Source organism: Flavihumibacter sp., assembly GCF_036676075.1.
Classification (GTDB): Bacteria; Bacteroidota; Bacteroidia; order Chitinophagales; family Chitinophagaceae; genus Flavihumibacter.
The window spans coordinates 57,237-84,052 of sequence record NZ_JAKFDQ010000016.1 but is presented as its reverse complement, the minus strand read 5'-3'; the positions used below and the strand labels follow the sequence as shown (position 1 = coordinate 84,052).

The 26,816-nt window shown below is 43.0% G+C and carries 27 protein-coding genes and 1 tRNA gene; 17 read left to right on the top strand and 11 right to left on the bottom strand.

Annotation, left to right across the window (positions count from 1 at the left end; translation table 11 throughout):
* Nucleotides 1-71 precede the first annotated feature (71 nt).
* The 3 genes from efp to V6M43_RS15095 form a co-directional block, all read right to left on the bottom strand.
* The gene (gene efp / locus V6M43_RS15105) at nt 72-638 is read right to left on the bottom strand and encodes an elongation factor P (RefSeq protein WP_039134321.1); all 567 of its coding nucleotides are present in this window, start codon (nt 636-638) and stop codon (nt 72-74) included.
* A 101-nt stretch (nt 639-739) separates the two neighbouring features.
* On the bottom strand, nt 740-2,563 hold the full coding sequence (locus V6M43_RS15100) for a M56 family metallopeptidase (RefSeq protein ID WP_332736669.1): 1,824 nt from the start codon (nt 2,561-2,563) through the stop codon (nt 740-742).
* A 51-nt stretch (nt 2,564-2,614) separates the two neighbouring features.
* Nucleotides 2,615-2,974, bottom strand: coding sequence for a BlaI/MecI/CopY family transcriptional regulator (locus V6M43_RS15095; RefSeq protein ID WP_332736667.1), 360 nt, complete (start codon nt 2,972-2,974; stop codon nt 2,615-2,617).
* Between the two features lie 109 nt (nt 2,975-3,083).
* On the opposite strand from V6M43_RS15095, the gene V6M43_RS15090 reads away from it, so the two are divergent.
* The 3 genes from V6M43_RS15090 to V6M43_RS15080 all read left to right on the top strand — a co-directional run bounded on the left by V6M43_RS15090 (nt 3,084) and on the right by V6M43_RS15080 (nt 5,430).
* Nucleotides 3,084-3,632 (top strand): TlpA family protein disulfide reductase, encoded by a 549-nt coding sequence (locus tag V6M43_RS15090; protein WP_332736665.1) that lies wholly within the window; start codon nt 3,084-3,086, stop codon nt 3,630-3,632.
* A gap of 79 nt (nt 3,633-3,711) precedes the next feature.
* Nucleotides 3,712-4,641, top strand: coding sequence for a malate dehydrogenase (gene mdh / locus V6M43_RS15085; RefSeq protein ID WP_332736663.1), 930 nt, complete (start codon nt 3,712-3,714; stop codon nt 4,639-4,641).
* A 216-nt stretch (nt 4,642-4,857) separates the two neighbouring features.
* Entirely contained in the window at nt 4,858-5,430 is a 573-nt protein-coding gene (locus tag V6M43_RS15080) for a hypothetical protein (protein WP_332736661.1), read from the top strand.
* On the opposite strand, the gene V6M43_RS15075 is transcribed toward V6M43_RS15080, so the two are convergent.
* From V6M43_RS15075 to V6M43_RS15060, 4 genes are read right to left on the bottom strand one after another with little or no spacing between them, the layout of a single operon-like run.
* Nucleotides 5,431-6,435, bottom strand: coding sequence for a glycosyltransferase family 9 protein (locus V6M43_RS15075; protein ID WP_332736659.1), 1,005 nt, complete (start codon nt 6,433-6,435; stop codon nt 5,431-5,433).
* Between the two features lie 19 nt (nt 6,436-6,454).
* Nucleotides 6,455-7,684, bottom strand: a complete 1,230-nt coding sequence (locus V6M43_RS15070; protein ID WP_332736657.1) for an MFS transporter — start codon at nt 7,682-7,684, stop codon at nt 6,455-6,457.
* A gap of 12 nt (nt 7,685-7,696) precedes the next feature.
* Nucleotides 7,697-8,686, bottom strand: a complete 990-nt coding sequence (locus V6M43_RS15065; protein ID WP_332736655.1) for a DedA family protein — start codon at nt 8,684-8,686, stop codon at nt 7,697-7,699.
* Nucleotides 8,687-8,703: 17 nt separating this feature from the next.
* Nucleotides 8,704-9,939: a dicarboxylate/amino acid:cation symporter gene (locus V6M43_RS15060; protein ID WP_332736654.1), complete on the bottom strand. Its 1,236-nt coding sequence runs from the start codon at nt 9,937-9,939 to the stop codon at nt 8,704-8,706.
* Nucleotides 9,940-10,110: 171 nt separating this feature from the next.
* On the opposite strand from V6M43_RS15060, the gene V6M43_RS15055 reads away from it, so the two are divergent.
* The 4 genes from V6M43_RS15055 to V6M43_RS15040 all read left to right on the top strand — a co-directional run bounded on the left by V6M43_RS15055 (nt 10,111) and on the right by V6M43_RS15040 (nt 13,994).
* On the top strand, nt 10,111-11,649 hold the full coding sequence (locus V6M43_RS15055) for an amino acid permease (RefSeq protein ID WP_332736652.1): 1,539 nt from the start codon (nt 10,111-10,113) through the stop codon (nt 11,647-11,649).
* Between the two features lie 114 nt (nt 11,650-11,763).
* Entirely contained in the window at nt 11,764-12,486 is a 723-nt protein-coding gene (locus V6M43_RS15050; RefSeq protein ID WP_039134344.1) for a YebC/PmpR family DNA-binding transcriptional regulator, read from the top strand.
* A gap of 184 nt (nt 12,487-12,670) precedes the next feature.
* The gene (locus tag V6M43_RS15045; protein WP_332736649.1) at nt 12,671-13,585 is read left to right on the top strand and encodes a hypothetical protein; all 915 of its coding nucleotides are present in this window, start codon (nt 12,671-12,673) and stop codon (nt 13,583-13,585) included.
* Entirely contained in the window at nt 13,554-13,994 is a 441-nt protein-coding gene (locus tag V6M43_RS15040; protein WP_332736647.1) for a thiol-disulfide oxidoreductase DCC family protein, read from the top strand. The genes V6M43_RS15045 and V6M43_RS15040 overlap by 32 nt, the downstream gene beginning before the upstream one ends.
* Here the strand turns inward: V6M43_RS15040 and V6M43_RS15035 are convergent.
* Together V6M43_RS15035 and V6M43_RS15030 are read right to left on the bottom strand one after the other, a co-directional pair.
* Nucleotides 13,966-14,592: a trimeric intracellular cation channel family protein gene (locus V6M43_RS15035; protein ID WP_332736645.1), complete on the bottom strand. Its 627-nt coding sequence runs from the start codon at nt 14,590-14,592 to the stop codon at nt 13,966-13,968. The genes V6M43_RS15040 and V6M43_RS15035 overlap by 29 nt on opposite strands.
* An 11-nt stretch (nt 14,593-14,603) precedes the next feature.
* Entirely contained in the window at nt 14,604-16,997 is a 2,394-nt protein-coding gene (locus tag V6M43_RS15030; RefSeq protein ID WP_332736643.1) for an alpha-ketoacid dehydrogenase subunit alpha/beta, read from the bottom strand.
* A gap of 205 nt (nt 16,998-17,202) precedes the next feature.
* On the opposite strand from V6M43_RS15030, the gene V6M43_RS15025 reads away from it, so the two are divergent.
* From V6M43_RS15025 to V6M43_RS15000, 6 genes are all read left to right on the top strand, one after another.
* Nucleotides 17,203-17,649 (top strand): DUF1573 domain-containing protein, encoded by a 447-nt coding sequence (locus V6M43_RS15025; RefSeq protein ID WP_332736641.1) that lies wholly within the window; start codon nt 17,203-17,205, stop codon nt 17,647-17,649.
* An 11-nt stretch (nt 17,650-17,660) separates the two neighbouring features.
* Nucleotides 17,661-18,092 carry a DUF1573 domain-containing protein gene (locus V6M43_RS15020; protein ID WP_332736639.1) on the top strand — a complete coding sequence of 144 codons (432 nt, stop codon included), beginning with the start codon at nt 17,661-17,663 and terminating at the stop codon, nt 18,090-18,092.
* Nucleotides 18,093-18,432: 340 nt separating this feature from the next.
* A complete protein-coding gene (locus tag V6M43_RS15015; RefSeq protein WP_332736637.1) occupies nt 18,433-19,365 on the top strand; it encodes a polyphosphate kinase 2 family protein in 933 nt (310 codons plus the stop codon).
* 23 nt (nt 19,366-19,388) lie between these two features.
* Nucleotides 19,389-20,579, top strand: a complete 1,191-nt coding sequence (locus V6M43_RS15010; RefSeq protein ID WP_332736635.1) for a pyridoxal phosphate-dependent aminotransferase — start codon at nt 19,389-19,391, stop codon at nt 20,577-20,579.
* A gap of 83 nt (nt 20,580-20,662) precedes the next feature.
* Nucleotides 20,663-20,739, top strand: a tRNA-Met gene (locus V6M43_RS15005).
* A 136-nt stretch (nt 20,740-20,875) separates the two neighbouring features.
* Entirely contained in the window at nt 20,876-21,283 is a 408-nt protein-coding gene (locus V6M43_RS15000; protein ID WP_332736634.1) for a MerC domain-containing protein, read from the top strand.
* 2 nt (nt 21,284-21,285) lie between these two features.
* Here V6M43_RS15000 and V6M43_RS14995 read toward each other — a convergent pair whose 3' ends face one another.
* The gene (locus V6M43_RS14995) at nt 21,286-21,942 is read right to left on the bottom strand and encodes a cupin domain-containing protein (protein WP_332736632.1); all 657 of its coding nucleotides are present in this window, start codon (nt 21,940-21,942) and stop codon (nt 21,286-21,288) included.
* 41 nt (nt 21,943-21,983) lie between these two features.
* On the opposite strand from V6M43_RS14995, the gene zwf reads away from it, so the two are divergent.
* Nucleotides 21,984-23,441 carry a glucose-6-phosphate dehydrogenase gene (zwf, locus tag V6M43_RS14990; protein WP_332736630.1) on the top strand — a complete coding sequence of 486 codons (1,458 nt, stop codon included), beginning with the start codon at nt 21,984-21,986 and terminating at the stop codon, nt 23,439-23,441.
* 3 nt (nt 23,442-23,444) lie between these two features.
* On the opposite strand, the gene V6M43_RS14985 is transcribed toward zwf, so the two are convergent.
* Nucleotides 23,445-24,152 carry a Crp/Fnr family transcriptional regulator gene (locus tag V6M43_RS14985; protein ID WP_332736628.1) on the bottom strand — a complete coding sequence of 236 codons (708 nt, stop codon included), beginning with the start codon at nt 24,150-24,152 and terminating at the stop codon, nt 23,445-23,447.
* A gap of 63 nt (nt 24,153-24,215) precedes the next feature.
* On the opposite strand from V6M43_RS14985, the gene V6M43_RS14980 reads away from it, so the two are divergent.
* Genes V6M43_RS14980 through V6M43_RS14970 form a run of 3 tightly spaced genes read left to right on the top strand, consistent with a single transcriptional unit; the run spans nt 24,216 to nt 26,804 of the window.
* Nucleotides 24,216-24,824: a class I SAM-dependent methyltransferase gene (locus V6M43_RS14980; protein WP_332736626.1), complete on the top strand. Its 609-nt coding sequence runs from the start codon at nt 24,216-24,218 to the stop codon at nt 24,822-24,824.
* Between the two features lie 9 nt (nt 24,825-24,833).
* Entirely contained in the window at nt 24,834-25,115 is a 282-nt protein-coding gene (locus tag V6M43_RS14975; protein WP_332736624.1) for a hypothetical protein, read from the top strand.
* 36 nt (nt 25,116-25,151) lie between these two features.
* Nucleotides 25,152-26,804 (top strand): SulP family inorganic anion transporter, encoded by a 1,653-nt coding sequence (locus V6M43_RS14970; RefSeq protein ID WP_332736622.1) that lies wholly within the window; start codon nt 25,152-25,154, stop codon nt 26,802-26,804.
* Nucleotides 26,805-26,816: the final 12 nt, after the last annotated feature.

Here is a 26,816-nt window from a genome sequence, read left to right as displayed (position 1 = left end):
ATTTTGGCGGCTAAGATAGGGAAAAAGATTGCCTAAAAGAAAACCCCTCCGAAGAGGGGCTGTATATCTTATTATTCTTTCACCCTTTCAACATAATCTCCTGTCTTTGTATTGACCCTGATCAATTCCCCTTCGTTCACAAAAAGAGGAACCATAACTGTTGCTCCGGTCTCTACAGTGGCAGGTTTTAAAGTTCTTGTTGCTGTATCTCCACGCATTCCAGGCTCGCTGTAAGTAACTTTCAAAACAATCTTGTCGGGAAGTTCTATACTCATTGGAGTATCCGTTTCCGTATTAACCAGAACAGAAACTTCCTGGCCATCTTTAAGGAACTGTGGAGCATCTACCAATGTTTCCTGCGCAATGATTTGTTCGAAAGTTTCATTATCCATGAAATTATATCCTGAATCGTCTTTATAAAGAAACTGGAAATTCTTTCTTTCAACGCGTATAGGGTATATAGTATCACCGCTGTTCCAGGTTTGTTCAATGGAACGGTTATTATCAACTCCCTTTAATTTAGCCCATACTTTTGCGGCTGCACGTGCTGTTTTGTTTTCCCCGAATTCAACGATTTTATAAAGGCTGCCATCGAGCTTAATGATAAGGCCCCGGCTGATGTCCGATGTATTTGCCATAACGAATTACAATTTTCTGAATGCAAAATAGATTTGAGGGGGCAAAATTACTGTAATTCGTTAAAAGGGCAATGAAACAGTAGCGTTATTTACATCAGCCCCTAGCAGTTATCTTTCTTATTCATCATGCTCAGTGGATTCCATAATTCAACACGTATCACCTTTTGTTTGTATATCTCCACAACACCATTACGACCCTTCTCTCCGTATTTCTCAACAGCCGCGTCTCCCTTTAATACTTTCATTTCCCGGATCTCATCGTTTGAAAGTGCATTAACCTGTTCGCGGGTTGCTTCTTTACCATCCACTATATAAAGCACGCCGGCTGGAATATCACCTTCTTCACGGAGGCTTACTTCAATTACGCCAAACTGCCCTTGCTGGCCATACTTATCGGTGGCCGTTTTACCTTTCAATACATTCATAGACTCGATCTGGGAAGACGGTATCTGGCGAAGCATGCTCATGGTCATTTTCCTGTTGCCAGCTATAACCATCGGTTCCTGGTTGTTTTGATTGGTCTGGTATATAGTATTGTCCGTTTGATCGGGTTTTTCTGGCGCCTCTGGTAAAGGGCCATACTTTTTTTCAAAGCTGGAACGGTCTTTTGGGGATTCCAGGTCATAGCGTTCGAGGGTACCATCCTTCAGACGAATAGTCGCTTTTTTGTCTGATATATCGAGGGTGCTAACATTATCTGGTAAGTTGGGCAGTGCAGGTGGGGCTGGAGGTGCAGGAGGTGCTATCTGTCCTTTTACAGCCGGAGGAGCCGGTGGCGCTGCAGGAGCAGGTGGTGGTGGTGGTGGAATTTCACCATACTGTGCTTCATAAGACTTGCTGGCATTCCACTCAGTTAATTGCACCGCCTTGATCAGCTTTTTGTTATTGTCTTTTACAATAACGATGCACTCACCATGATTGTCGGCTATCGTTACATAGTATCCCTTTTCATTAAGTCCATTTTTCCATACTCTTTTCTTACCTGGAACAGTATCAGTTCCTGATTCAAACATGCCGTCATTAAGAGTAAATCCGGGATTAAAAAAATTCAAGGCAGTCATTCCTTCAACCTTATTTTCCTGCTTACTATCGTCCTGCTTCCGGAATGCAAGTAGCAATACTGCGATAACCGGCACTGCAAAGGCAAATTTTACCAGGTGTAACCTGGCTGTTCTGATCTTGTTCATCATGGCAATCCTGTTTTTTAATGCTGAAATATTGAGGTGGCTGGCCATGCTGAAATGACGTTGTCCCACCACCTTTAAAAGAAGATATTGATATTGTGTTCGGTCAACACCATTCACCAGTACCTGCCTGTCGGCGATAAATTCAAGGTTCTGACGAATAGCCTTTCTAAGTAACCATGCAAAGGGATTGAACCAGCATAAAACTACCAGCAACTCTGATAATATCACATCAATTGTATGATGCTGGCGCACATGCACCATTTCATGGCGGATGATCTCTTTCAGTTCAGACTCTTCATGCTGGGATGGATTAATATACACTGCAGAGCCAAATGAAAATGGAACGATTGCGTCTTTTACTTCATACAATCTGACATTGCCATTTACAAAAAGCTTTGCACGTGAATGCATCTTCAGCAGCGATGCATATTGAATAAGAAGTCTCACAAACATAACACCCACGCCCACACCAATTAATACTGTCAACCAGTTCCAATTGTATAAGAGATTTTCCTGCAATGCTGTTTCAGTAGCGGGGAAATCACCAATAGCCGGCATGTATTGAAGGAAGCTTATATCTTGTGGTGAGCTGTCAAGCCACCAGTATATATCCATAAATGGCAACACGAAACACATAATGGCATATACCAGAAGGTACCACCTGTTCCATTGATAAAATGTCATCTGCCTTAACAACAGGAAATAAAAGATATAGACAGCCGCGAGGCTTATGGACATCTTCAGGATATAAATAAGTATTGCCGGCATGGGGATGGCTTGTGGGGTTGGTTATTTTTTTCTTTCAATCATTTCCAGAATTTCCTGCAACTCATCTTTACTAAGCTGTTTCTGCTCTACGAAAAAATTCACCATAGCCTTGTAAGAGTTGTCAAAATAATTGTGGATGAAATTATTCATGTATCCCTGCTTATACTGCGATTCGGTTATTGTTGGCCGGTACATATACATATTACCAACCTGCCGGCTTTGCAGGTAGCCCTTTTTCTCCAGATTCTTGATGGTTGATGCCAGTGTAGTATATGGAGGAAGTGGCTCTTCCATTTTCTCAAGAAATGATTTTACATTTCCCTCGCCTGTCAGCCACACTGCCTGCATCGCCTCCTCTTCCTGAACAGTTAATCTTTCCATTTCTACGAACTTTTCGTAAACCTACGAAATAATCGTAGCAATTCAAATAATTCTTGTTAAATAAAATAAAAGACGGTTGGAAAGGGATGCTCCTCGCTATTTTTAGTGCATGAAACTCAGTTCTGTGTACTTTTTGAAAGCACTCCAATTCAGGTTATGGTCGTATCTGGCATTCTTTATAATGGTTCTCTTTCACAGCACCAACCTGGTGGCCCAGGCTAATGATAGTCTTCCCCCTCCCTATAAAAGGTTCCCGGTACTCCCTCCTTTTGAATTAAAAGGAGTGAATGATAATCTGATCAAAAGGGATGATATGGCTAAGCGCAAAGCCACCATAGTGATGTTTTTTAGTCCGGATTGCCATCACTGTATTGACCAGTTCAACCAGCTTAACAATGTGAAAAAGGATTTTGAAAAATACAACCTGGTGATGGCCACCTACCAGCCCATAGAGCAGCTTCAGGAGTTTTACAAGCAGTATGGCCTTGAAACATGGAAGAACCTATATATAGGCCGCGATGAGAAATATTTCCTCCCAACGTATTACCGCTTGTCGAATCTTCCCTTCATTGCATTATATGACCGCAAAGGAAAACTCATCGAAACGTTTGAAAATACAACCCCTGCTGCCAGGATCCTTTCAACATTGGAACAGTAGTGCTTTGCATAATAATAATTGAAGCTTCCCCCCTACCTTTGCTGCGCAAATAAATCATATCACACATAAATTTTTCCAAATGAAAGTTACTGTAGTAGGTGCCGGAGCCGTAGGCGCAACCTGTGCCGACAACATTGCCCGCAAAGAACTTTGCGAGGAGCTGGTATTGCTTGATATCAAGGAAGGACTTGCGGAAGGCAAGGCCCAGGACATGATGCAGACAGCCGCGCTGCTTGGATTTGATACTCGTATTGTTGGCTCTACCAATGATTACAGCAAAACTGCCGGCAGCGATGTAGTTGTGATAACATCAGGTATTCCTCGTAAGCCGGGAATGACAAGGGAAGAATTGATCGGTACCAATGCAGGGATTGTAAAAACCGTTTGTGAGAACATATTAAAATATTCACCTGAGGCAATAATCATAGTGATCAGTAATCCGATGGATACTATGACACAACTTGCCATAACATCATCAGGTATTCCTAAAAACCGCATCATTGGAATGGGTGGTACGCTTGACAGCGCACGCTTCAAATACCAGCTCAGCCAGCGTTTGGGATGCTCACCTGCCGACCTGAATGCACTTGTTGTTGGTGGCCATGGTGATACTACCATGATCCCTCTTATTCGCTTTGCTACCTGGAATTCTATTCCGGTGACAAAATTCCTTAGCGAAGAAGAGCAGCAGCAGGTTATTGCTGATACAATGGTAGGTGGAGCTACACTTACTAAGCTGATAGGAACATCTGCCTGGTATGCCCCGGGGGCAGCCGGAGCAGCGCTTGTTGAAAGCATTCTTCGTGATGAGAAAAAATTATTCACCTGCTGCGTACAGCTTGATGGTGAATACGGACAGAAAGATATTTGCCTGGGAGTGCCTGTTGTAATTGGCAAAAACGGATGGGAGAAAATTGTTGATTTTGACCTTAACGATGCAGAAAAGGCATTATTCCAAAAGAGTGCTGACGCTGTAAGGGCAATGAATGATGTATTAAAGTCCTTATAATAATAGCCCACTATGGTAAAAAACCGGCATTCGCCGGTTTTTTTGTGCTTTTTATCGAAAAAAACAGGCAAACTATTTTGATGACTAAAGGAAACGATTAGATTTGTACTCAGTACGCTTGTCCCATACCTATTTAAAGCTCCTCAGGGCCTCCGGCCCGCTTTACCAAACGCCTCAAAGGCATTTATTTCTGAAACCTATTCAAACAAAAAGAGTATGAACAAGCCCTTACTAACCGTAGTATTGTTGCTCACAGGATTGATCGCTACCGCACAAGACCTCGAACTTCCAAAAGAAAGAGATCCCCTTGTAAATCAAACCATCAGTCCCTACGCGAACCCGCGTATCAACCCAGGAAAGAATTTTCGTATTAACCCAAAGCATAACTGGAATATTAATCCAGCTATGAACGAAGGCATTAACCCTGAAAAAAACAAGGTTATAAATCCGAAGTTCAACAAAGATTTCAGTCCGCTGCACAACCACAGTATCAATCCGATGTATACGTTCAGCCTTCATCCGCTGAGCAATAATAACTGGCTCGGATATTACATGTTTGACAAAGACAGTAAGCTTACGGGATACATGGTGATCGCAAACCAGTTTGTGATCCTGGATTTTGATGATAAAGGAGTATGGCGTGGATACCTGGTGAAGACCAGTTCCAACACTTTCAATTATTTCAATCTGCAGGATGAATGGACCCGCACATTTTATTGTGAGGATTCAATGGTAGGCTTCAATCATTTTGACAGCGCCGGTGAATGGACCGGCAATTTCGCCAAATAATCAGGTAGCTGAAAGCATACGCTGGGCTGCCGCTTTTATGCCCCCAAGGTCAATTTTCATCATACAGTTGAAATGACCTTTGGGGCATTTTTCATATCCGATCTTGGAGCAGGGCCGGCAACTAAGTCCCTTTACTTCAAAACTATCATACATTCCTGCTGCATTACGGGCAGCATTTCCAAAATAGGGATACATCCCAAATTCCGGAATTGTATTTCCCCATACCGTTATGATTTTTTTATTGAAGGCAGCCCCAATATGCATCAATCCTGTATCATGCGTGATCAGTAATTTAGACTGCTGCACAAGATGGGCCGATTCATTCAGGGTAAACTTACCACAAGCATTGTATATTTTAACGGGGTCGCTTTCAGCCAAAACATCACCCATGATCCGATCTTCCTTACCTCCCAATAAAACTATAGGATGATCTATCATTTGCACCAGTTCTTTCAACCTGTCGAGGGGTAATCTCTTGGTTGAATGTGCGGCACCCACAACAATAGCGATGTAACCAAGCTGATGTGAAGCGGGAATATCATTCTGTGATATCTCTTCATCGGGGGGTATGAAATAATCCAATCCCGCCCCATCATTTTTAACTCCAAGATGTTCCACCGTCTTTAAATACCGATCAACAATATGGATTGAAGGCAGGATGTTCAGCTTCAGGTTAGTCATCATCCATTTCTGAACATTGAGCTTATTGAAACTATGTGCTTTGCATTTTAGTGCCCGCTTAACCTGAAGGGTCCTGAGATTGTGATGGAGATCTATTACCTGGTCAAATTTCTCTGCTTTCAGTTCCTCTATTGTAGTATCGAGATTATCGTCGAGAACATGAAGCTTATCAATATATGGATTCGCAATTAATACCGGTAGGAATGCTTTCTTGGTGAGATAATGTAATTCAATCCCTTCCAATTGTTTTTTCAAACAGCGTATAACCGGTGTTGTTAGTACTATGTCACCAATAGATGAAAAGCGTATAATTAGGACTTTCATGCAAGGCTTGTTTTGGAGACTATTCTTCTACATAATTCAGGTCTTTGCCAAATGTTTCACGGGTATATGCAGCTGCCACAAATGTGATAACCATGATCACAACTGCCGTTATTATACCGCTTTGAACATAACTATAACTCACCTGCAGTCCTGTAAATAATAAAGCAATCAGGTTCAGGGAACCCCTCACCATATTAGGAACGGTGGTGGCAGCTGTAGCCCTGAGATTGGTACCAAACTGTTCAGCAGCCATTGTAACAAATATTGCCCAGAAGCCTGTACCAAATCCCAGTAATGCACATGCCCAATATAATTCCTGCGCTGTAGCCTGTTGGAGGTTGAAGAACCAGATCATTCCGATTATAGTGAGACCATAAAATATAAAAAGTGCCTTCTTCCTGCTTTTTAAAACCTGGCTCACAAGTCCCACGGCTATATCACCCAAAGAAATAGCCGCATAGGCATACATAATAGATTTACCCGGATCTATTTCACCTACTACTCCCATCTGCTTTCCGAATTCTTTTGAAAAGCTAACCAGTATGCCGATCACAAACCATGTTGGCAACCCGATCAATATACTGAGCATATATTTTTTAAACCGATCTGCATTGTTGAAGAACATCAGGAAATTACCCTTGCTGACTTTACTGTCCCTAACATCCTTGAACATTCCAGATTCGGCAACTTTGATCCGAAGAAATAATAACATGAATCCAAGTGCTCCCCCTATAAAATAGCAGGTTCGCCAATGGAAATTCTCTTTCATGATATACGCCAGCACAGCGCCAGACAATCCAATACCGGCTACTAGTGATGTGCCCACACCTCTCCGGTCTTTCGGCAATAATTCACTCACCAGCGTAATGCCTGCACCAAGTTCTCCCGCCAGTCCGATTCCCGATATAAGTCTTACCCATGCATACTGGTCAACCGTTTGAACAAAACCATTGGCAATATTTCCGAGTGAGTATAAAATGATAGACGCAAACAATACACTAAGTCTTCCTTTTTTATCAGCAAGCACACCCCATAATATACCACCGATGAGAAGACCCATCATCTGCATATTAATGATGTACAATCCATCATCCCGGATTTGGTCTTCTGATAAACCAAGTTCCTGCAGGCTGGGAACCCTGATGATGCTGAAAAGCAGCAGGTCATAGATATCCACGAAGTAACCTAACGCTGCAACGATTACAGCTACATTGAAAACAGAACCGGATCGGGCAGCAGTTTGGTTCATTCGGTTGAGGGATTAATTTTCAGCTTTCTCTTTAGCCATTTTCTTTCTTTTGCCACTGATTACTTTCCAGGCAACGGGAGCTGTTGTGACCAGGACAATTACAATTATGATCACTTCAAGATGCTCTTTTAACTCAAAGCCGAATTGATTCTTGACCCAGAGCTGCAGGAAATGCCCCCCCATTATCATACTCACCACCCAGGCCAAACATCCGACAATATTATAGAAAGCGAATTTCTTCTTATCCATGCCCACGATACCGGCAATAATGGGTGCAAAAGTGCGCACTACCGGAAGGAAACGGGCAAATACAATTGCTCCACCACCATGCTTATCATAGAACTCATGGGCTTCTTCCAGGTAATGTTTTTTGAATAATAAATTATCCTTCCACCTGAACATGGATGGACCAATTTTTCGTCCAAACCAGAATCCAACCGTATTGCCTATAATACCTGCAAAGGAAATAAGGCCGATCAGGAGAAGAAGGTCGAGCCATTCATTACCTCTGCCATCCATACCTATTATTTTCCATGCTTCATTAGCTAGCGGACTGCTATAAATTCCAGCAACAAAAAGCAGGCTATCGCCAGGCAAAAAGAAACCTGCGAACAATCCCGTTTCCGCAAATACAATGAGTAACAACATCCACAAGCCACCATATATTATATAGAACATTGGGTTGAGAAGGTCTTTCCAGGAGAAGTGCTTTTTAACGACCACTGTTTTGTTTTCTGGCAACTGATCGATGGAGAAACTCGTGGTGTCATGATCCGTAGCCTTAAGAATTGCCTTCTCACCCGGTTGCAAACTAACAGATGCATATCCTTCCTTATCAGTAATATAATCCTTATTGCCAGCCGATGTTTCCAATGTGAACTCTGTAACCGGACCTTCGTACTGGTTAAGAAACCTTACACGCACATCCTGCTGCGCAATGACCGGCATAAACAACATGAAGCCAATCAGTACCAGCAGAAACCCTTTAAATTGTTGTATCATATCTATTCTTCTTCTGTTTAAGACTCTAACTCTCCTTCCCATTTACTTACAGCAGTAGTTGCAAGTGCATTACCAAGAACATTTGTCATACTGCGGAACATATCGCAGAAATGATCAATCGGCAATATTAGTGCGATACCTTCCGGCGGAATATTGAACATGGCGAGGGTGGCTGTTACCACCACCAGTGATGCCCTTGGAACACCTGCTATACCCTTGCTGGTGAGCATCAATACCAACAGCATAGTAATTTGTGTGCCAAGGTCCAAATGTATGCCATATGCCTGGGCAATTGCTAAACTGGCAAATGTCATATACATCATACTTCCATCGAGGTTAAAACTATAACCAAGGGGAAGTATGAAAGCCACGATCTTATCCTTACAACCAAAACGCTCGAGCTCCTCTGTTAGTTTTGGAAAAACAGCTTCGCTGGATGTTGTACTGAATGCAATCAGTAACGGCTGGGCGATCCGACGCAGTAGAACCGGCATGCGGTTTTTTAGTATCATGAACCCAACCAGCAACAAAATGGCCCAAAGAACTATTATGCCTATCAGGAAATAAAACAGGTACAGACCATAAAAGCGGAACACTTCCAGTCCCTTTACTGCTATTACTGCTGCGATAGCACCAAAAACTCCAAGAGGAGCAAATGCCATAACATAATTCACCATTTTCAGGATGATATGGGCAACCCCATCGAGCGCCTTTATCACCGGCTTTGCATAATCGCCAATTGAAGTGGCTGCTATACCAAAGAAAATACTGAATACCACCAACTGCAAAATTTCATTGGTGGCCATCGCCTCCACTACGCTTTTAGGAAATACATGTTCCACAAAATTAGTGATGGAGAATACCTTGGTCTTTCCTATCAGGTCCTGCGCACCTGAGGTATCTGCATTGCTGAGATCAATAACCGACCCGGGCTCGAAAAAGTTCACCAACAGCATTCCTATCAGCAGGCTTGCCAGTGAAGCTGTAATAAACCAAAGCAGGGCTTTTCCTCCTACCCGTCCTACTGCTTTAAGATCTCCCAATTTGGCGATTCCCACAACGAGTGTAGAAAAAACAAGTGGTGCAATGATCATTTGTACCATCCGTAAAAAGATGGTGGTCAGTATTTTTATATTATCGGCAAAACTTGTCAGGAATCCGGGGCTGGCATTGTGGTGAACTATATAGCCTACGATTACTCCCAATACCATAGCTACCAATATATAGAGGGTTAACCTGTTTTGTTTTACCATTATCCGTTTTGTGGTGTGTGAAAAGAAGGCCGAAAATTCAAAAAAATCCTGACCCCACCAAAATAATCCTCTGAAAACACCATCCTGTCAAAGTTTAGCGGCTGCGAATTGAATAATTATTTATTTTACGCCCTTCTTAACAGCTTCAATAAAACAAATCACACTAACTGTATGAGCTTATTCAGAAAAAAATCTCTTACTCAACTACTGGCCACGGCTGATTCGGAAAAAGGGTTGAAACGAACACTAGGAGCTACTAACCTGGTAGCCCTTGGAATAGGCGCCATTATTGGCGCCGGTTTGTTTGTGCGAACTGCTGCAGCCGCCGGACAAGCTGCGGGCCCCGCAGTTACTATCTCCTTTATCATTGCCGCCATCGGTTGTGCTTTTGCCGGACTTTGCTACGCTGAATTTGCAGCGATGATTCCTATTGCAGGAAGTGCCTATGCCTATTCATATGTTACCATGGGAGAACTTGTTGCATGGATCATAGGCTGGGCCCTTATCATGGAATATGCCCTTGGTGCCGCCACTGTATCTATTGCCTGGAGCGAATACCTTAATACTTTGCTGGGGGGGCGAATACCATATGAATGGAGCCACTCGCCTTTCGAAAGCTTTACCGATGCATCTGGTGTTTTACACCAGGGAATTTTAAATGCACCAGCCCTTGTCATCCTGCTTTTGCTGACGCTTTTGCTTATCAAAGGCACCCAGGAATCGGCCATGGTGAATGCTATTATCGTATTCATTAAAGTAGCAATTGTTCTCATATTTATTGTAGTGGGATGGGGCTTTATTAATCCTGACAACCATACACCCTATATGATTCCGGAAGGAACTGAGGCCTTTAAAGATCAGGCCGGCAAAACTATTGCTGATTACTCCGGCGTATTCAGGCATGGATGGGGCGGTGTACTTGGTGGTGCAGCAATCGTTTTCTTCGCCTTCATCGGATTCGATGCAGTAAGTACTGCCGCCCAGGAAGCGAAAAACCCGGCGCGTGATATGCCGATAGGTATTCTTGGCTCACTTGCTGTTTGTACCATATTATATATATTATTCGGACATGTGTTGACGGGTGTAGCACCATGGACAGACTTCGTTGACCCGGTTAAAGGCCGCGAAGCATCTGTTGCCTATGCCATCTCCACTTACATGACCGGCTATGGATGGCTTGCAACCGCCGTCACGGTTGCCATACTTGCAGGTTTCTCCTCGGTTATCCTGGTAATGTTGATGGGACAGAGCCGTATCTTTTATACCATGAGTGGTGATGGATTGATCCCGAAAGCATTTGGTGACCTCCATCCAAAATATAAAACACCTTATAAGGCAAACTGGATCCTTTTGATATTTGTAGGTGCATTTGCCGCCTTTGTTCCAGGGCATGTGGCTGGTGATCTTACCAGTTTCGGTACCCTTTTCGCTTTTGTACTTGTGAGTGCTGGCGTGTGGATTCTGCGTAAATCAGAACCAAATATCAAACGTCCATTCAAAACCCCATGGGTTCCATTGGTTCCAATTCTCGGTGTACTGGTATGTAGTGCCATGATCTTTGCACTTGATAAACAAACACTAACAGTTGCTATGATCTGGATGGTACTCGGATTGGTTGTTTACTTTGCCTATAGCAAGAAAAATAGCAAACTCAAAGACCCGGGTCATCATCCTGGTGAAATACTTCCGAAAGCATCAGATTTTGAATAATCCCTAAGGCTTTTGCCAGAAAAGCGTCCCACTCTTTTGAGGCCGGGACGCTTTTTTTGTGTTACCACCCCGAAAAGCTAAATTTGCCACCCAATTACAAACCACAATCTATATATGGGCAGGATATTCGAAGTACGTAAAGCCACCATGTTTGCCAGGTGGGACAGAATGGCCAAGCAATTCACTCGTATAGGAAAAGAGATCGCTATAGCTGTAAAAGCTGGCGGACCCGATCCGGATGTGAATCCTGCACTCAGGCGCTGCATGCAGAACGCCAAAGCAGTGAACATGCCTAAAGACCGTGTGGAAGCCGCAATTAAGCGTGCCCAGGGTAAAGACATGGAAAACTACGAGGAGATCCTTTATGAGGGATATGGTCCCCATGGCGTAGCAATACTAGTGGAAACTGCAACCGACAATCATGTTCGTACCGTTGCCAATGTGAAATCAATTTTCAATAAAGGAAACGGTGCCCTGGGAAACAGTGGAAGTGTGAGTTTCCAGTTTAAAAAAATGGGAGTATTCAAATTGAAACCCGAAGGGTTGAATGCCGAGGATATGGAATTGGAACTTATAGATTTCGGGCTTGAAGAACTGGGTGACGGCACTGGCGAAAATGGTGAGAATGTTTTAGTTGTACGTTGCGCCTTCACTGATTTCGGATTGATGCAAAAGGCACTGGAAGATAAAGGACTTACTCCAGTATCGGCAGAAGTGGAATGGATACCGCAGAACACTGTTGAATTAAATGAAGAACAGGCACAGGATGTTTTGAAACTGGTGGACAAATTGGAACAGGATGAGGACGTCCAGAAAGTTTTCCATAACCTGGTCTGATATATTTGGATTTCATTCGTGATAAACCTGCTTTAAAGGCAGGTTTTTTTATTGTCCATATTCAACAATAGCGCTAACTTGTATATGTATTTCGTGCATGTGCAACCGCCATTATCCGCACCCCTTCCGCCCCACTAATTCCGCACCAGCAACCAAAGATTCCAATCACCCTTAATCTTTGTATATGCTAGTAAAAGACCAACATGTTTGTTGCAAGGCAGAGACCGACCGGCAAACAAATAATTTAACCTTAGGATATTTAAGGCCAATCATTAATAATTGTAGCTGGGTTATGCTGGCAATGATCCTGTTATTATTAATGCCAATACAGAGTCATTCCCAAACTCCCGGGCAACAGGTGTATATTGGTGTTACATTTTATAAAGTAAATCCAGGCAAGTCAGAGGCATACGTGAATCTGGTCAGGAGCCATGCCCATCGTGTTGTAGAGCAATCAGTACGAAATGGCGATCTTCTTGGATGGTATTTTTACCAGGTACTGATGTCGCCTGAAATGGAAAACAAATATGATTATGTAGTTGTTACTGTTTCACCCAAATTCAATGATCTTGTTGATAATCCGGTATCAATGAAAGAACGTTATTCCAAAGCCATTACAGGATCCAAGGAAATGAACTGGGAAAGTTATAATAGCAAGCTGCTTGAATACCGCTCGGTGGTAAAATATGAAGTATATGCACATCGCGCGGGTATAGATCCAAAAACACCTGTAAGCAAATATGTGCAGATCGATTATATGAAACCCCTTCCAGGAAAAACGGCAGAATATATAAAAACTGAAAGGGAAATATTTTATCCCATCCACCAGGAAAGAATAAAATTAGGAGCGCTTACTGACTGGGGACTATATGAGAAGGTTCTTCCGTTTACAGCCAATTCTGAAAATGATTTTGTAACTGCTAATTTCTTTGAAAATCTAAAATCACTTATTGATCCAAAGTATGAAGAAGCATTTAATTATATTCCCAATAATTCCAACTACATTATTATGAGTGAAAGGGTTGATCAGGTGCGGAAAATGGTAAGGAGTGATATCTGGAAATTAATTGACCACGTTGACCAGGGCACCATTAAATAACAGTCCCGTTATATTATATGATGGGGTCTGTAACCTTTGTAACAGTTCCGTGCAGTTTGTGATCAGGAGAGATCCGGCTGCACGGTTCCGTTTTGCATCATTACAATCGTCGTATGGACGTACACTTTTAAAGGAATATACAGGTGAGGAAAATTTACCGGGCTCATTTATTCTTTATGAAGAGGGGAAAATCTATACTCGTTCAACCGCTGCGATTAAAACGCTATACCGCCTCAGAGGTTGGGGATGGACGAAAATATTATTGTATGTTCCTGCCTTCCTCCGGAATTTTGTCTATGACCTGATTGCAAAAAACAGATATAGTTGGTTTGGAAAAAAGGAAAGTTGTTGGCTTCCCTCGCCGAATCTCCAGGAACGGTTTATCGATTGGAGCGATCAAGGTATATAGCGGGGAGACTCCAATGGTATCGAATCGCCATCATCCTTATTGCGAAGATGATGGCTATACAAATAATATTTACCAGGGCCTGGTCAATGCCGATCCAGGAAAGCAGGTAATAACTTATGCCGCCCAGAATGCAGGCAGAGGCATAAATCTCTTTGTGAAAAAGCAGGGGAACATTATTCAAAATAACATCACGAAGCACGCCACCAAAGCATCCGGTAAATATTCCGAGCGAAATACAAATACCAGGTGGATACCCGTGCAAAATACCTTTCTCAATTCCAACGATGGTAAATAGTCCAAGGCCCAGTGCATCAAAAGCTTCGAGCAGGGGATCAAATTTCCTAAGCAACGATCCAAAAAACATCGCCGACACAGCAGCCGCGATGATTATACCAATTGTTATATTATTAGAAAGCCAGGCAACCGGCAGATCACCAATCAAAATATCCCTCACAGATCCACCACCAATAGCAGGAACAAAGGCCATGATTATAACCCCAAACGGATCAAGCTTTTTTTCCATTGCTGCAAATGCACCTGATAAGGCAAACGCAAATGTGCCAAACAGATCAATAATGGTTAAGAAGTTGAGTTCCATATTTTGAAGAACTATTCGGCCATCATTTCCAGAACTATATCTACTACATCTTCTGTATTAGGTTTGCTGAAATAATCGCCATCACTCGCGTACGCTGGTCGATGAGCCTTTGCCGATAGTGTGCGGGGTGCAACATCCAGCCAGCGATATCCACCCTGCTCTTCCATTACCTTATTGTACATGTATGAAGCAGCACCACCGGGAACATCTTCATCCACAAATAGTATCCTGCTGGTTTTTTTCAACGATTCAAGTATAAGGTGATTGATATCGAAAGGCAATAATGTCTGTACGTCCACAACTTCACATTGAATACCCGAAGAAGCCAATAAAACTGCAGCTTCCTGAACAATTCTAAGTGTTGATCCATAAGAAACAATCGTGATATCTGTACCTTGTCTTATCACTTCCGGTATGCCTAGCGGTACCGTATAACCGAGAAGATCATCGGGAAGTTTTTCTTTAAGCCGATAGCCGTTCAGGCACTCGATAACAATGCCCGGATCATTTCCTTTAAGCAATGTATTGTACATACCAACAGCCTGTACCATGTTGCGTGGTACGCATACCCACATGCCACGAAGTGAATTAATGATCATACCCATAGGAGATCCGCTGTGCCAGATACCCTCAAGACGGTGGCCACGGGTTCTTACAATAAGCGGGCAACTCATTTTGCCAGCTGTGCGATAATGTGTGGTGGCCACATCATCGCTCAATGGTTGAAGTCCATACAACAGGTAATCTACATACTGTATTTCTGCAATTGGGCGAAGGCCGCGTAAAGCAGCACCGATTCCCTGCCCCATTATTGTGAGCTCCCTGATGCCTGTATCTGAAATGCGATATTCACCATGCTTTGCCTGTAACCCTGCAAAGCCCTGGTTCACATCACCGATATAACCAACATCTTCACCAAAAGCAAGAACCTTTGGATTGGTAGTAAAAAGCTTATCAAAATATCTGTTCAGGATCTCATAACCATTCAGCAGAGGTGCATCTGCAACATAAGTTGCCTCGCGGGCCTCCACATGTAATGTTCCTTTAGAACCCTCATTGTACAAATGGGTGCTGTAGAGCGCTTCGTTTTCAATCTTAAGCTGCTTATAATATTCCTGCATTTCGTTTGTACTCGAATGCCTGCCAGCCAGGCCCAGAAGCCTGTGCAGTGTCAGCATGATATCCCTTCTGGTAGGTTCTTTCTCCATTGTGAGTTTCTGAACCAACTGCTGCATAGCCGCTGCCTGCAGGGGGAGTTGCCTGATAACAGCCGTAGCCAGCTCGGTAGTTCGGCCCACCTGTTCACGGATAGGTTGCTGGTAGGCGAGCCATGCCTTGTTGCGGCAATCACGTACAAATTCTTTTGCCTTTAATTCTATGTCAGTTAATTCTTCTTCACTGCTGAGAGTGTTCTCGAGGATCCACTCTTTGAATTTTTTAATACAATCAAAGGAACGCTCCCACTCAAGGCGCTCTGGAGTTTTATAGCGCTCATGGCTACCCGAAGTTGAATGACCCTGTGGCTGTGTGATCTCTTCAATATGAAAAATCGCCGGGATATGTGTATCCCGGATTTTCTGAATGGCAGGTTCCATCAACTCAATCATACTGGCATAATCCCATCCCTTCAGTTTATAAATATCAATTCCGTTTGTTCCTTCCCGCTGCTGAAATCCTTTAAGCACTTCTGAAATAGAACCTTTAGTAGTTTGTAATTTTTTGGGCACGGAAATTCCATAGCCGTCATCCCACACGAAAATCGCAAGTGGAATTTGCATTACTCCGGCGGCATTTACAGCTTCCCAGAAATGCCCTTCCGAGGTGGAAGCATCGCCTATAGTGCAGAAACATATTTCATTACCATTGTCTGAAAGTTCAGGAAAGGCCTTCAATGAATCCACCTTACGGAATACCTTGGATGCGAATGCCAGTCCGAGTGCACGCGGCATCTGCCCTGCAGTAGGGGCTATATCACTGGATATATTTTTCTGCCTGGAAAGATTCACCCAGTCTCCCTCCTCATTTGTATTGGGCGTACAAAAATGGGAATTCATCTGCCTGCCGGCACTATGGGGATCCAGGTTAACGTCCGGATTGGCATAAAGCTGGGCGAAAAACTGTTCTATAGTAGCCAGCTTACTCGCGAAAACAAAAGTCTGGTCGCGATAATAACCCGCCCGCCAGTCACCATTTCGGAAAAATTTAGCGGTAGCTATCTGGGCTATTTCTTTACCATCGCCAAAAATGCCAAATTTTGCTTTTCCGGTAAGAACTTCCTTTCGGCCCATCAGGCTGGCTTCGCGGCTCTCACAGGCCATTTGGTAATCACGGAGTACTTCATCGCGGAAGCGATCGAAGCTTAGCTTTTCAGAATCCAGCAATTCGTTTTCCATGAGATTTTCCATCGAACAAAACTAAGAGAAAATGACCGGAAGCGAACAATCGTTAGTCGGTTTTCCCTCCCAGATACCTAACGCGTAGATAAATTGTTATTAATTAATTCCTTAGAAATAATTATTTAATGTTTTGCCAAAAAAATATTAATTGGGTCGGGCACTGGACAAAGTCAATCACAATTATTAAATTTGTTACGGTAGAACACCTGAGTAAATGAAAAGAGTTGCATTCCTGATAGCCCTGACCCTAAGTTTATCTGTTTCCGATGGACAGGTAACTGATGCCACAAAGGCCCAGGAAGTAATTAGCATTGCAAATTCTCATGATTTTGGAACCATTCGGCATGGCAGGCCGGTAACCTATTCTTTTGAATTTACCAATACCGGAAAAGAAGCATTTAAGATAGAAAATGTTTCGGCCAGTTGTGGCTGTACAACACCGGAATGGTCTAAAGAATTGGTAGCTCCCGGGGCCAGTAGCAGCATAACTGTTGGCTATAATGCCGCTTCGGAGGGAAAATTTGAAAAATCTGTTACCATCTTTTACAACTCCGGGAAAACAAAAACCATCTACATTAAGGGTGAAGTAGGTAAACCAATGGCTTCAGTTCCTGTTAATACATCTGTACAATTATTAAAACAAACAAACAATAAAGATTAAATCGATCAATTATGAAAAAAATAGCGCTTACTCTTTTTGCAGTAATTATCAGTGCGGCCATTTTCGCGCAGGCAAAGAGTGCTGAAGAATTGGTAAAATTTGCCAATACTAAACACAATTTTGGCAAGATCAAGCAGGGTGTTCCTGTTAATTACAACTTTGAATTTACCAATGTATCTTCTCAGCCAGTGGTTATCCAGAAGGCGTCAGCAAGCTGTGGCTGTACCACACCAACCTGGCCCCAGCAGCCTGTAGCGGGTGGAAAAACCAACAAGATCACAGCTGGTTTCAATGCTGCTGCGCCTGGTCCGTTTGACAAAACTGTTTTTGTAACTGTAGCGGGTGTTGACAAACCTGTTGAACTCCGTATCAGTGGTGAGGTTTTAAAAGCAGAGGACTATGCAAAGTTTGAAGCTGAAAAAGATAAAAAAGGAAGCAAGTAATTTCTTCGTCCTGATATTAAAGAGGCCGTCTCAATTGAACTGAGACGGCCTCTTTTTATTTTATATCACTGACCATGGGTAAGAGCGGCCCCCGATCTGAAAACGTATCCGTCCCGTACCAAGGAGGTAAAAAATAGGGACCCGATGGGGACCAGATGGGGACCAGATGGGGACCAGAAGTAAGGTTGTTGCTAGGGTGGCGGGTAGAGATGAGATAGCGGTTAGGCCGGGTAAGCACATGTACAAACGAAGGAGCTCCGAAGGATAGCAAAACAATTGACGGCACCGTGACGGCACCGTTAAGCCAATTTTATTTACATTGGAGCATAAAATCATGATCATGGACATCAAACTTTTTTTCCAGTATCTCGATTCCCTAATGGTTAAACCAAATCAAAAGGTTTCCCTTAAAAAGGATTTCGAAACTGACTATGATCATAAAATTTTCAGCAAAGAGGAAGGCGCTCAAATGCTGCAGGCTGGTATTGAAAACCTGGCCAAAATGCAGGATAAATTATATGCCCATAACCGCCATAGTATTCTGATAGTTTTGCAGGCTATGGATGCCGCTGGAAAAGACAGTGCAATTAAACATGTTATGTCTGGGCTCAACCCTCAGGGCGTTAAAGTGCACAGTTTCAAAACTCCTTCCCGCGATGAACTTGATCATGACTTCCTCTGGAGGCATTATAAAGCACTTCCCCCCAGAGGTGAAATAGGAATTTTCAACCGTTCACATTATGAAAACGTACTTGTGACCAGGGTGCACCCTGAATATATCCTCAATGAGAACCTGCCCGGCATTAATTCAGTGGAAGATATCAATGATGAATTCTGGGAAAGAAGATTCAAACAGATCAATCGTTTTGAAAAGAACCTGACGCAGAGCGGTACGATAGTTCTTAAATTCTTTCTCCATGTATCTAAAAAGGAGCAGAAGAAGCGATTCCTCGAAAGAATAGATGACCCTGAGAAGAACTGGAAATTTGCTTCTGCCGATGTTGAAGAAAGGGCACATTGGGAAGATTATATGAATGCTTACAGTGCCATGTTGGGCGCAACCTCAAAAGATAATGCACCCTGGTATGTTTTGCCTGCAGATGATAAGTGGTTCACCCGCCTTTGTCTGGCAGCGATCATCTCCCGCGAGTTCGATAAAATTGACCCCACCTACCCTGTGATCAGTGAAACTGAAAGAGCCAAATTGCAGGGAATGCGAGAAAAACTGATGAGCGAAATTGATAAGAACGGTAACGTGAATGGAAATGATTGAGGTCGGCCCTTTATCTTTGCGCCATGTTAGTGATTAGTAAACGCGGTTCGGCAATGCCGCCATCTCCAATCCGCAAACTTGTACCATATGCGGAAACTGCCAAGAAAAAAGGCATACGTGTTTATCATCTGAATATCGGTCAGCCCGATATTGAAACGCCTCCGGAAATGATGGAAGCTGTAAGGCATGCTGATTTCAAGGTTTTGGAATATAGTCATAGTGCGGGCAACGAGAGCTATCGACGTAAGCTGGTTGAGTATTACAGAACGGCTGGTATACAGGTGAATCATAACCAGATCATTATCACTACGGGAGGGTCGGAAGCTATACTATTCGGTTTTATGGCTTGCCTTGATCCGGGTGATGAGATCATCATCCCTGAGCCATTCTATGCAAACTATAATGGCTTTGCAGTGGCAGCTGGTGTGGTGGTAAAACCTATCCCCTCCTATATCGAAAACGGCTTTGCCCTTCCCGCAATGGAAGAATTCGAAAAGGCAATCGGCCCGCGTACCAAAGCCATCATGGTATGTAATCCAAATAATCCCACAGGTTATTTATACAGCAGGGAAGAACTGGAAATTCTAAAACAAATTATCCTCAAACACAATCTGTTTCTTTTTGCCGACGAGGCATATCGTGAGTTCTGCTACAGCGGAGAACATTTCAGCGCCATGCGCCTGGAAGGAGTTGATGATCATATCGTGTTAATGGACACGATCTCCAAACGATATAGTGCATGCGGGGCTCGTATAGGTGCCTTTGTTACGCGGAACCAGGAATTACTTGATGCTGCCATGAAATTTGCGCAGGCAAGGTTGAGTCCGCCGGGATTGGCACAAATTGCTGCAGAAGCAGCCATAGATTTACCACCCCATTATTTTGATGGCACCAAGGCAGAATACATGCGCAGGCGCGATGCTCTTGTATCAAGATTGAACGCCATGCCAGGAGTTTTTTGTCCAAACCCAGGAGGTGCATTCTATGCAATTGCAAAGCTACCCATTGATGATGCCGACAAATTTTGCCAGTGGTTATTAGAGAGCTTTTCCTGGAATGGCCAAACCGTTATGCTCGCGCCTGCAACCGGATTTTATGGGACACCGGGATTGGGAAAAAACCAGGTACGACTGGCATATGTGTTGAAAGTTGAAGAAATCCATGCAGCTATGGACTGCCTTGAAAAAGCACTTCAGGAATACGCCACCATCTGACATCCGTCCTGACATATGTCAGACAGGTTTTAGGAGATTTTTTTCATCATTTAGACCAGTTTCTATATTTTTGCGCTCCGTTTGGCGAGGTAGCTCAGCTGGTTAGAGCATCGGATTCATAACCCGAAGGTCGGCGGTTCAAGTCCGCTCCTCGCTACCAAGGCCGAAACCTGATATCATATCGGGTTTCGGCCTTTCTGTATGTGGTTATTTTGTCAAAGAGCTTCTTCAGCTAAAATAAATGTTAAAAGGCTTAAACCTTTGTATCGTTGGTGATTGAATTCCGTCTGTAGAGCATGATCATAGATTCATTATTCCATAGAGAAAATAAACCGCTGAGGAAGCTTGCTTTTTTGGTAACCATTCCCTGTGCTATACTGCCAATATTAATTGCTACTGCGGGCTTTATGAGCATACCATTTGAACCTTTGTTTTTCAAAAATGACATCTACCTCTTTTCATTCATTTACCTTATTTATGCATTCGGCCTGTTTCTTTCCTGGCAATATCACAGGAAATGGACCCCTGCAATTTTGTTCGCTATTCACCTTATATCACAATTCGCCTTTGTAAAATGGGGACAGTTCGAATGGCTGGGATATCTTCCAATAATGACAATAATCGGCACATCTTTATTGAATCAATACTACAGGGTAGGAAGCCTGGAATGCAACGATCCTCTTGAATGCGGTAAAGAAGGCTGATCTTAATCCATCAATTCCTTATAAGATCCGCGCACTCTTAAAACACCCAGAACAGGTAAACAGAGATGGTAAAGCAGGTTCAGGGCAGAAAGAGGTAGTTTCTGTAAGCGAAATTCATTACGGAAATGCCAGGCTATAGCAATACGCTGGAGAAAACCCAGCGTTCCTTTTCGACTGGTATGGGCATTATTGATCATTCCAAAAACATTCTCCATAAAATATTCTGTACGCAAAGCAGGTTGTACTTCCCAATGAACCACTGTTTCACCCTGCTGACCATTCCACATGGCATGCGGCGTATTCTCAGGAACATGGATCATGGATCCTTCCGGGTAATATTCAAGCTTATCATTCATCCGCACACAAAGAACTCCCTTTTTAACAGTAAATACTTCCTGCTGGTGCGGATGATAATGGACGGGAGGCTCGGGCCCGTTACCCTGGTAACTCATCTGCATGCACAAGCGCCTTCCATTTGTTTCCTCTGCTGTTTGCAAAAAAACAATATGCTGGCCAGTGTAGATATTATATATTCTCTTTCCTTTATAAGCCATAGATAAATACTTGGTACAAAATTCCGGAACTCCTTCGCTTCCATTCAACCGGAGCAGGATGAAACGGCAGGAATATTGCATGAATTGTAAGTCAATCGTTTGCATAATCCCCGATATAGAATATATTGATCAGCTAAAAGCCAGGTATGAGACAAAAAAAGGATGCTTCGGCCGTTTGCGTAATTTTTGGTGCTAAAGGTGATCTCACCCGACGTAAACTGATTCCCGCTTTATACCATCTGTTTATTAACCAACACCTCTCTGATACATTCCGGATTTTTTGTATTGATTATATATCTATTGAGCGGGAAACATTCCTGGAAGAACTCCTGTCAGGAGTTGTTGAATTCTCCAGGACAGGCCCGCCTGATATTAACCAATGGAAAACTTTTACTAGCAGGATCACTTATATAAGCGGCGATTTCCTGAAAGAAGATACTTATCTGGAATTGAAGACAGTTTTGGATACTGTTGACCTTCAAAACAAAAAGCGGGGTATCAGGATATTCTACTACGCCGTAGCTCCACGTTTTATAGAAATAATATCTGATTCCCTCTATCGTTTTAAACTGGCAAACCAGGATAACTTAGATAGAATAATCATTGAGAAACCATTCGGAACCGATCTTGAAACAGCAAAGAAACTCAACAGGTTCCTTCGTAAACGGTTCACAGAGAAACAGCTTTATCGCATTGATCATTACCTCGGAAAAGAAACCGTCCAGAATATCATGGCTTTCCGTTTCGCTAATTATGTTTTTGAACCGCTTTGGAATAATAAATATATTGACCATGTTGAGATCACAGTAGCGGAAAAAGTTACTGTAGGTAGCAGGGGTGGTTATTATGATGGTAGCGGTGCATTGCGCGATATGGTTCAAAACCACCTGTTACAACTGTTATGTATAACCGCAATGGAATGTCCGGCTAAATACGAAGCCGAAACCATCCGGAATGCCAAAACCGCTGTGATTAAACAGGTTCGGCCCTTCACCCCTTCAACTGTTTCAAAAAATGTTGTACGCGGCCAATACAGGGGTTACAGGAAAGAAGAACATGTACCATCCCGTTCTTATACTGAAACCTTTGTTGCTGCCAGGTTATACATTGATAACCCGAGATGGAAAGGTGTCCCCTTTTTCTTAAGAACAGGAAAAGGAATGCAAAGACAATCAACAGTAATTATCATTCAATTCAAGGATAGTCCCAATAAGATCTTTAAAGGTGATGTAATACCAAACCGATTAACTATAAGTATCCAACCAGAGCTTGAGATCAGCCTGCTTTTTGAAAGTAAGGTACCCGGACTACAAATGAAACTCAAGCCGGTGGAAATGGATTTTACCTATAAAGAATCGCACGAGGAAGAAATACCAGAAGCTTATGAGGCATTGATCCTCGATGTATTAAAAGGAGATGCTACGCTGTTCATGCGGGGCGACCAGGTGGAAGCAGCCTGGAAACTGGTAATGCCAATTCTTGATTACTGGAAAAAACACCAGGGAAAAGACCTCAGATATTATGAGCAAAGCAGTTGGGGGCCACGAGCGGCAACTGAATTAATCAAACCCTATTCAACAGACTGGAACCATTTACCTGGTTAGAACTCATCGGAGGTTTGCGATTTTAATTAATCCCGCAACATCCAGTATAATAATTTTTCTACCATTTGTAGTTATAAGTTCTGCTTCCTTAAATTCCGACAATACCCTAACAACATTTTCGCGGGCACTGCCAACAAGGTTAGACAGATTTTCCCTGGACATGGTTATTTCCACCGGTCCGTTTTTATCATTCATAGGTTTATACTTTTCCCGCAATACCACAAGTTGCAGGGCAGTTCTTTCACGAACGGAACTTTGGCTGAAGAAAGTAATATTATTGGCCAGAACAGCAAATTCGTGACTAAGGGTTTTGAGTAAGCGCTTGCTAAGTAAGGGAGAATAATCGATCGTTTTCAGAAAGTCTTCCCTTGGAATAAATCCCACTATACTATCTTCAAGAAGCGCACAGGAATCAGGATAACGATCCTCCGCCAAAACCGCATGATATCCCACCAGTTCACCCTGGCTGGCAACGTAAATAATCTGTTCCTGCCCATCTTTATTGATCCTGTATTTTTTAGCCATCCCTTTACGGATAAAGAAGATACCATTGGGATAAAATCCTTCTTTGAAAAGAATGTCCCCCTTATTATATTGAGCCTCTACCATATGTGCAGAGAGCAGGGACCATTCCTTTGGAGGTAGGTTCGAAATGATAGAACCGGACTGGAAATCCCAGCTTTGAACCGGGAATAAATGCCTGATACTCATGCCCTAATTTCAAAAGTGATAATTATCAATCCTCGCACCAAATGCAGGCCTTAACTTTATCAAATGTACCTGCAATCTTCCACAGATCGGGAAATAGATAAATGGTTCCAGTCAGACGCCACCTGTCATGAACTTTATCCCCAGGCTATACGGGATATGGCAAGACGACATTGGACACCATTACTGGTAGCAAGGAAAGCAAGTGGTTTCCTGGCAACAGAGCCAGGGGCAAAAATACTTGATATCGGAAGCGGTGCAGGAAAGTTCTGCCTGGCCGCCTCTTATTATCAACCCAAATTACAGTTTACCGGTGTGGAACAAAGAGCATATCTTGTAGATTATGCCAATGCGGCCCTGAAGCAAACCGGACAGGATAATGTAAATTTCATCAACGCTAATTTCACACAGATCAACTTCAGGCAGTATGACCATTTTTATTTCTACAATTCGTTCTATGAAAATCTTGCCTGTACCGAGAAAATAGATAAGGATGTTGAGCACTCTGTTGAGCTATTTGAATATTACAGCCATTACCTCTGCAAGCAATTGTATAACGTTCCAAAAGGAACAAGGCTTGTTACCTACCACAGTCTGGAAACTGAAATACCACCCGACTTTCATGTAGTGAATACGGATGTAAATGACTACCTGAAATGTTGGATTAAAATTTAAAACCGGATAATGCCTAAGCCGAGGAATCTTAATGAGTACAGGTGCAACCTGATTAACAAGATCCTTCTCAGCCGATCTGAGGAAGAAATCAGAAGATATATTGATGCAGCTTTAAAAAGCCTGCAATATCATAATGTGCATGGTCATATTACCATGCGATTCATAGAAAAGCTTTTGCAGGAACTTGACAGAACTCATGAAAGAGCACTTGACCCCCGGGAATGCAGTAATATAAGATCTGCTGGTGAATATGTGAACCTGATGAAGATGACCCTTATGCCGGTACAATAACCAGCAGCTAATATCTCCGATTACAATCTATACTTTATGTTCAGACCGAAATTGCTGGACACATTGCGGCAATACGACAGGCAGCAATTCAGCAAAGACCTAACAGCAGGAATCATTGTAGGCATCGTTGCCCTTCCACTGGCCATCGCATTCGCCATTGCGTCGGGAGTATCACCCGAAAAAGGTATTATCACGGCCATTGTTGCGGGATTTATTATTTCGCTGCTCGGTGGCAGCAGGGTACAGATTGGCGGACCCACAGGAGCATTCATTGTAGTGGTATATGGAATTGTTGTACAATATGGAGTGAACGGTCTTATCATTGCCACTTTTATGGCAGGATTAATTCTGCTGATAATGGGTTTCGCAAAAATGGGAACACTCATTAAATATATTCCGTATCCACTGATAACTGGTTTCACTACTGGTATAGCACTTATTATTTTCTCATCAGTGATCAAAGATTTTTTTGGTTTAGAGATGGGGGCAGTGCCGGCCGATTTTCTGACAAAATGGATGGCCTACTCAAAGGCATTATCTGCCATTAATATATATGCTGTTTTTATTTCAATGTTCACCATCCTCATAATAATTTACTGGCCTAAGATAACCTACAAGATCCCGGGATCACTCGTAGCCATCATTATCACAACGGCAGCCACTTCCTTTCTTTCATTACCGACTGATACAATTGGTAGTCGTTTTGGAAATATATCATTTTCATTGCCTGCACCGGGGTTGCCTCTAATTGAGTGGGAAACTATTCAAAGTCTTATACGTCCTGCTTTCACAATTGCATTGCTGGGAGCAATTGAATCCTTGCTTTCCGCTGTTGTTGCCGATGGTATGACCGGGGGGAACCATCGCAGTAATACTGAACTGATTGCCCAGGGAGGCGGTAATATCCTTTCTGCGCTGTTTGGAGGGATACCTGCCACCGGAGCGATCGCACGCACTGCTACAAATGTGAAGAATGGCGGCCGTACACCGGTTGCCGGTATGATACACTCCCTTACCCTGCTCATCATTGTTCTTTTTGTTGGCAGGTGGGCGGCTTTGATACCAATGGCTACACTTGCGGGTATACTTGTAACGGTAGCCTATAATATGAGTGAATGGAAAAACTTTTTATCAATTGCGCGGGGATCCAAAAGCGATGCGATTGTATTGATCACAACCTTTCTGCTCACAGTATTGGTAGACCTTACAGTAGCAATAGAAATCGGGATGGTACTCGCTGCATTTCTTTTCATGCGAAAAATGACACAGTTCAGCTCCGTTGCATCTATAACCAATGATTTTGGTCAAATTAATCATGGTGATGAAACTGCAACCACCGACGCATTTCAATTACCGAAGGGTGTGGAATTATTTGAGATCAATGGTCCTCTGTTTTTTGGTGCTGCCTATAAATTCAAAGATGCAATAAGGGTCATTGAGACCCCCCCGCTTGCATTGATCATCAGGATGAGAAACGTTCCTATCATTGACGCCACAGGTATTAATATTCTAAAAGATGTTCACAAGTCGGCCAGCAGCAGGGGAACAAAACTGATTCTCGCGGAAGTTCACAGTGAACAGGTTATGAAGGAATTAAGGCAATCGAGATTGGTTTTTCTTATTGGTAAAGCAAACATCCTACCCACGGTTGATGCGGCTATCAGGAGATATCAGCAATGGAAGTCATAGGTCATCCGGCTT

What these genes read in the sequence shown, in the direction of transcription:
- efp (WP_039134321.1), bottom strand. Translation starts at nt 638, where the DNA reads ATGGCAAATACATCGGACATCAGCCGGGGCCTTATCATTAAGCTCGAT.
- V6M43_RS15100 (WP_332736669.1), bottom strand. Translation starts at nt 2,563, where the DNA reads ATGTCCATAAGCCTCGCGGCTGTCTATATCTTTTATTTCCTGTTGTTA.
- V6M43_RS15095 (WP_332736667.1), bottom strand. Translation starts at nt 2,974, where the DNA reads ATGGAAAGATTAACTGTTCAGGAAGAGGAGGCGATGCAGGCAGTGTGG.
- V6M43_RS15090 (WP_332736665.1), top strand. Translation starts at nt 3,084, where the DNA reads ATGAAACTCAGTTCTGTGTACTTTTTGAAAGCACTCCAATTCAGGTTA.
- mdh (WP_332736663.1), top strand. Translation starts at nt 3,712, where the DNA reads ATGAAAGTTACTGTAGTAGGTGCCGGAGCCGTAGGCGCAACCTGTGCC.
- V6M43_RS15080 (WP_332736661.1), top strand. Translation starts at nt 4,858, where the DNA reads ATGAACAAGCCCTTACTAACCGTAGTATTGTTGCTCACAGGATTGATC.
- V6M43_RS15075 (WP_332736659.1), bottom strand. Translation starts at nt 6,435, where the DNA reads ATGAAAGTCCTAATTATACGCTTTTCATCTATTGGTGACATAGTACTA.
- V6M43_RS15070 (WP_332736657.1), bottom strand. Translation starts at nt 7,684, where the DNA reads ATGAACCAAACTGCTGCCCGATCCGGTTCTGTTTTCAATGTAGCTGTA.
- V6M43_RS15065 (WP_332736655.1), bottom strand. Translation starts at nt 8,686, where the DNA reads ATGATACAACAATTTAAAGGGTTTCTGCTGGTACTGATTGGCTTCATG.
- V6M43_RS15060 (WP_332736654.1), bottom strand. Translation starts at nt 9,939, where the DNA reads ATGGTAAAACAAAACAGGTTAACCCTCTATATATTGGTAGCTATGGTA.
- V6M43_RS15055 (WP_332736652.1), top strand. Translation starts at nt 10,111, where the DNA reads ATGAGCTTATTCAGAAAAAAATCTCTTACTCAACTACTGGCCACGGCT.
- V6M43_RS15050 (WP_039134344.1), top strand. Translation starts at nt 11,764, where the DNA reads ATGGGCAGGATATTCGAAGTACGTAAAGCCACCATGTTTGCCAGGTGG.
- V6M43_RS15045 (WP_332736649.1), top strand. Translation starts at nt 12,671, where the DNA reads ATGCTAGTAAAAGACCAACATGTTTGTTGCAAGGCAGAGACCGACCGG.
- V6M43_RS15035 (WP_332736645.1), bottom strand. Translation starts at nt 14,592, where the DNA reads ATGGAACTCAACTTCTTAACCATTATTGATCTGTTTGGCACATTTGCG.
- V6M43_RS15030 (WP_332736643.1), bottom strand. Translation starts at nt 16,997, where the DNA reads ATGGAAAATCTCATGGAAAACGAATTGCTGGATTCTGAAAAGCTAAGC.
- V6M43_RS15025 (WP_332736641.1), top strand. Translation starts at nt 17,203, where the DNA reads ATGAAAAGAGTTGCATTCCTGATAGCCCTGACCCTAAGTTTATCTGTT.
- V6M43_RS15020 (WP_332736639.1), top strand. Translation starts at nt 17,661, where the DNA reads ATGAAAAAAATAGCGCTTACTCTTTTTGCAGTAATTATCAGTGCGGCC.
- V6M43_RS15015 (WP_332736637.1), top strand. Translation starts at nt 18,433, where the DNA reads ATGGACATCAAACTTTTTTTCCAGTATCTCGATTCCCTAATGGTTAAA.
- V6M43_RS15010 (WP_332736635.1), top strand. Translation starts at nt 19,389, where the DNA reads ATGTTAGTGATTAGTAAACGCGGTTCGGCAATGCCGCCATCTCCAATC.
- V6M43_RS15000 (WP_332736634.1), top strand. Translation starts at nt 20,876, where the DNA reads ATGATCATAGATTCATTATTCCATAGAGAAAATAAACCGCTGAGGAAG.
- V6M43_RS14995 (WP_332736632.1), bottom strand. Translation starts at nt 21,942, where the DNA reads ATGCAAACGATTGACTTACAATTCATGCAATATTCCTGCCGTTTCATC.
- zwf (WP_332736630.1), top strand. Translation starts at nt 21,984, where the DNA reads ATGAGACAAAAAAAGGATGCTTCGGCCGTTTGCGTAATTTTTGGTGCT.
- V6M43_RS14985 (WP_332736628.1), bottom strand. Translation starts at nt 24,152, where the DNA reads ATGAGTATCAGGCATTTATTCCCGGTTCAAAGCTGGGATTTCCAGTCC.
- V6M43_RS14980 (WP_332736626.1), top strand. Translation starts at nt 24,216, where the DNA reads ATGTACCTGCAATCTTCCACAGATCGGGAAATAGATAAATGGTTCCAG.
- V6M43_RS14975 (WP_332736624.1), top strand. Translation starts at nt 24,834, where the DNA reads ATGCCTAAGCCGAGGAATCTTAATGAGTACAGGTGCAACCTGATTAAC.
- V6M43_RS14970 (WP_332736622.1), top strand. Translation starts at nt 25,152, where the DNA reads ATGTTCAGACCGAAATTGCTGGACACATTGCGGCAATACGACAGGCAG.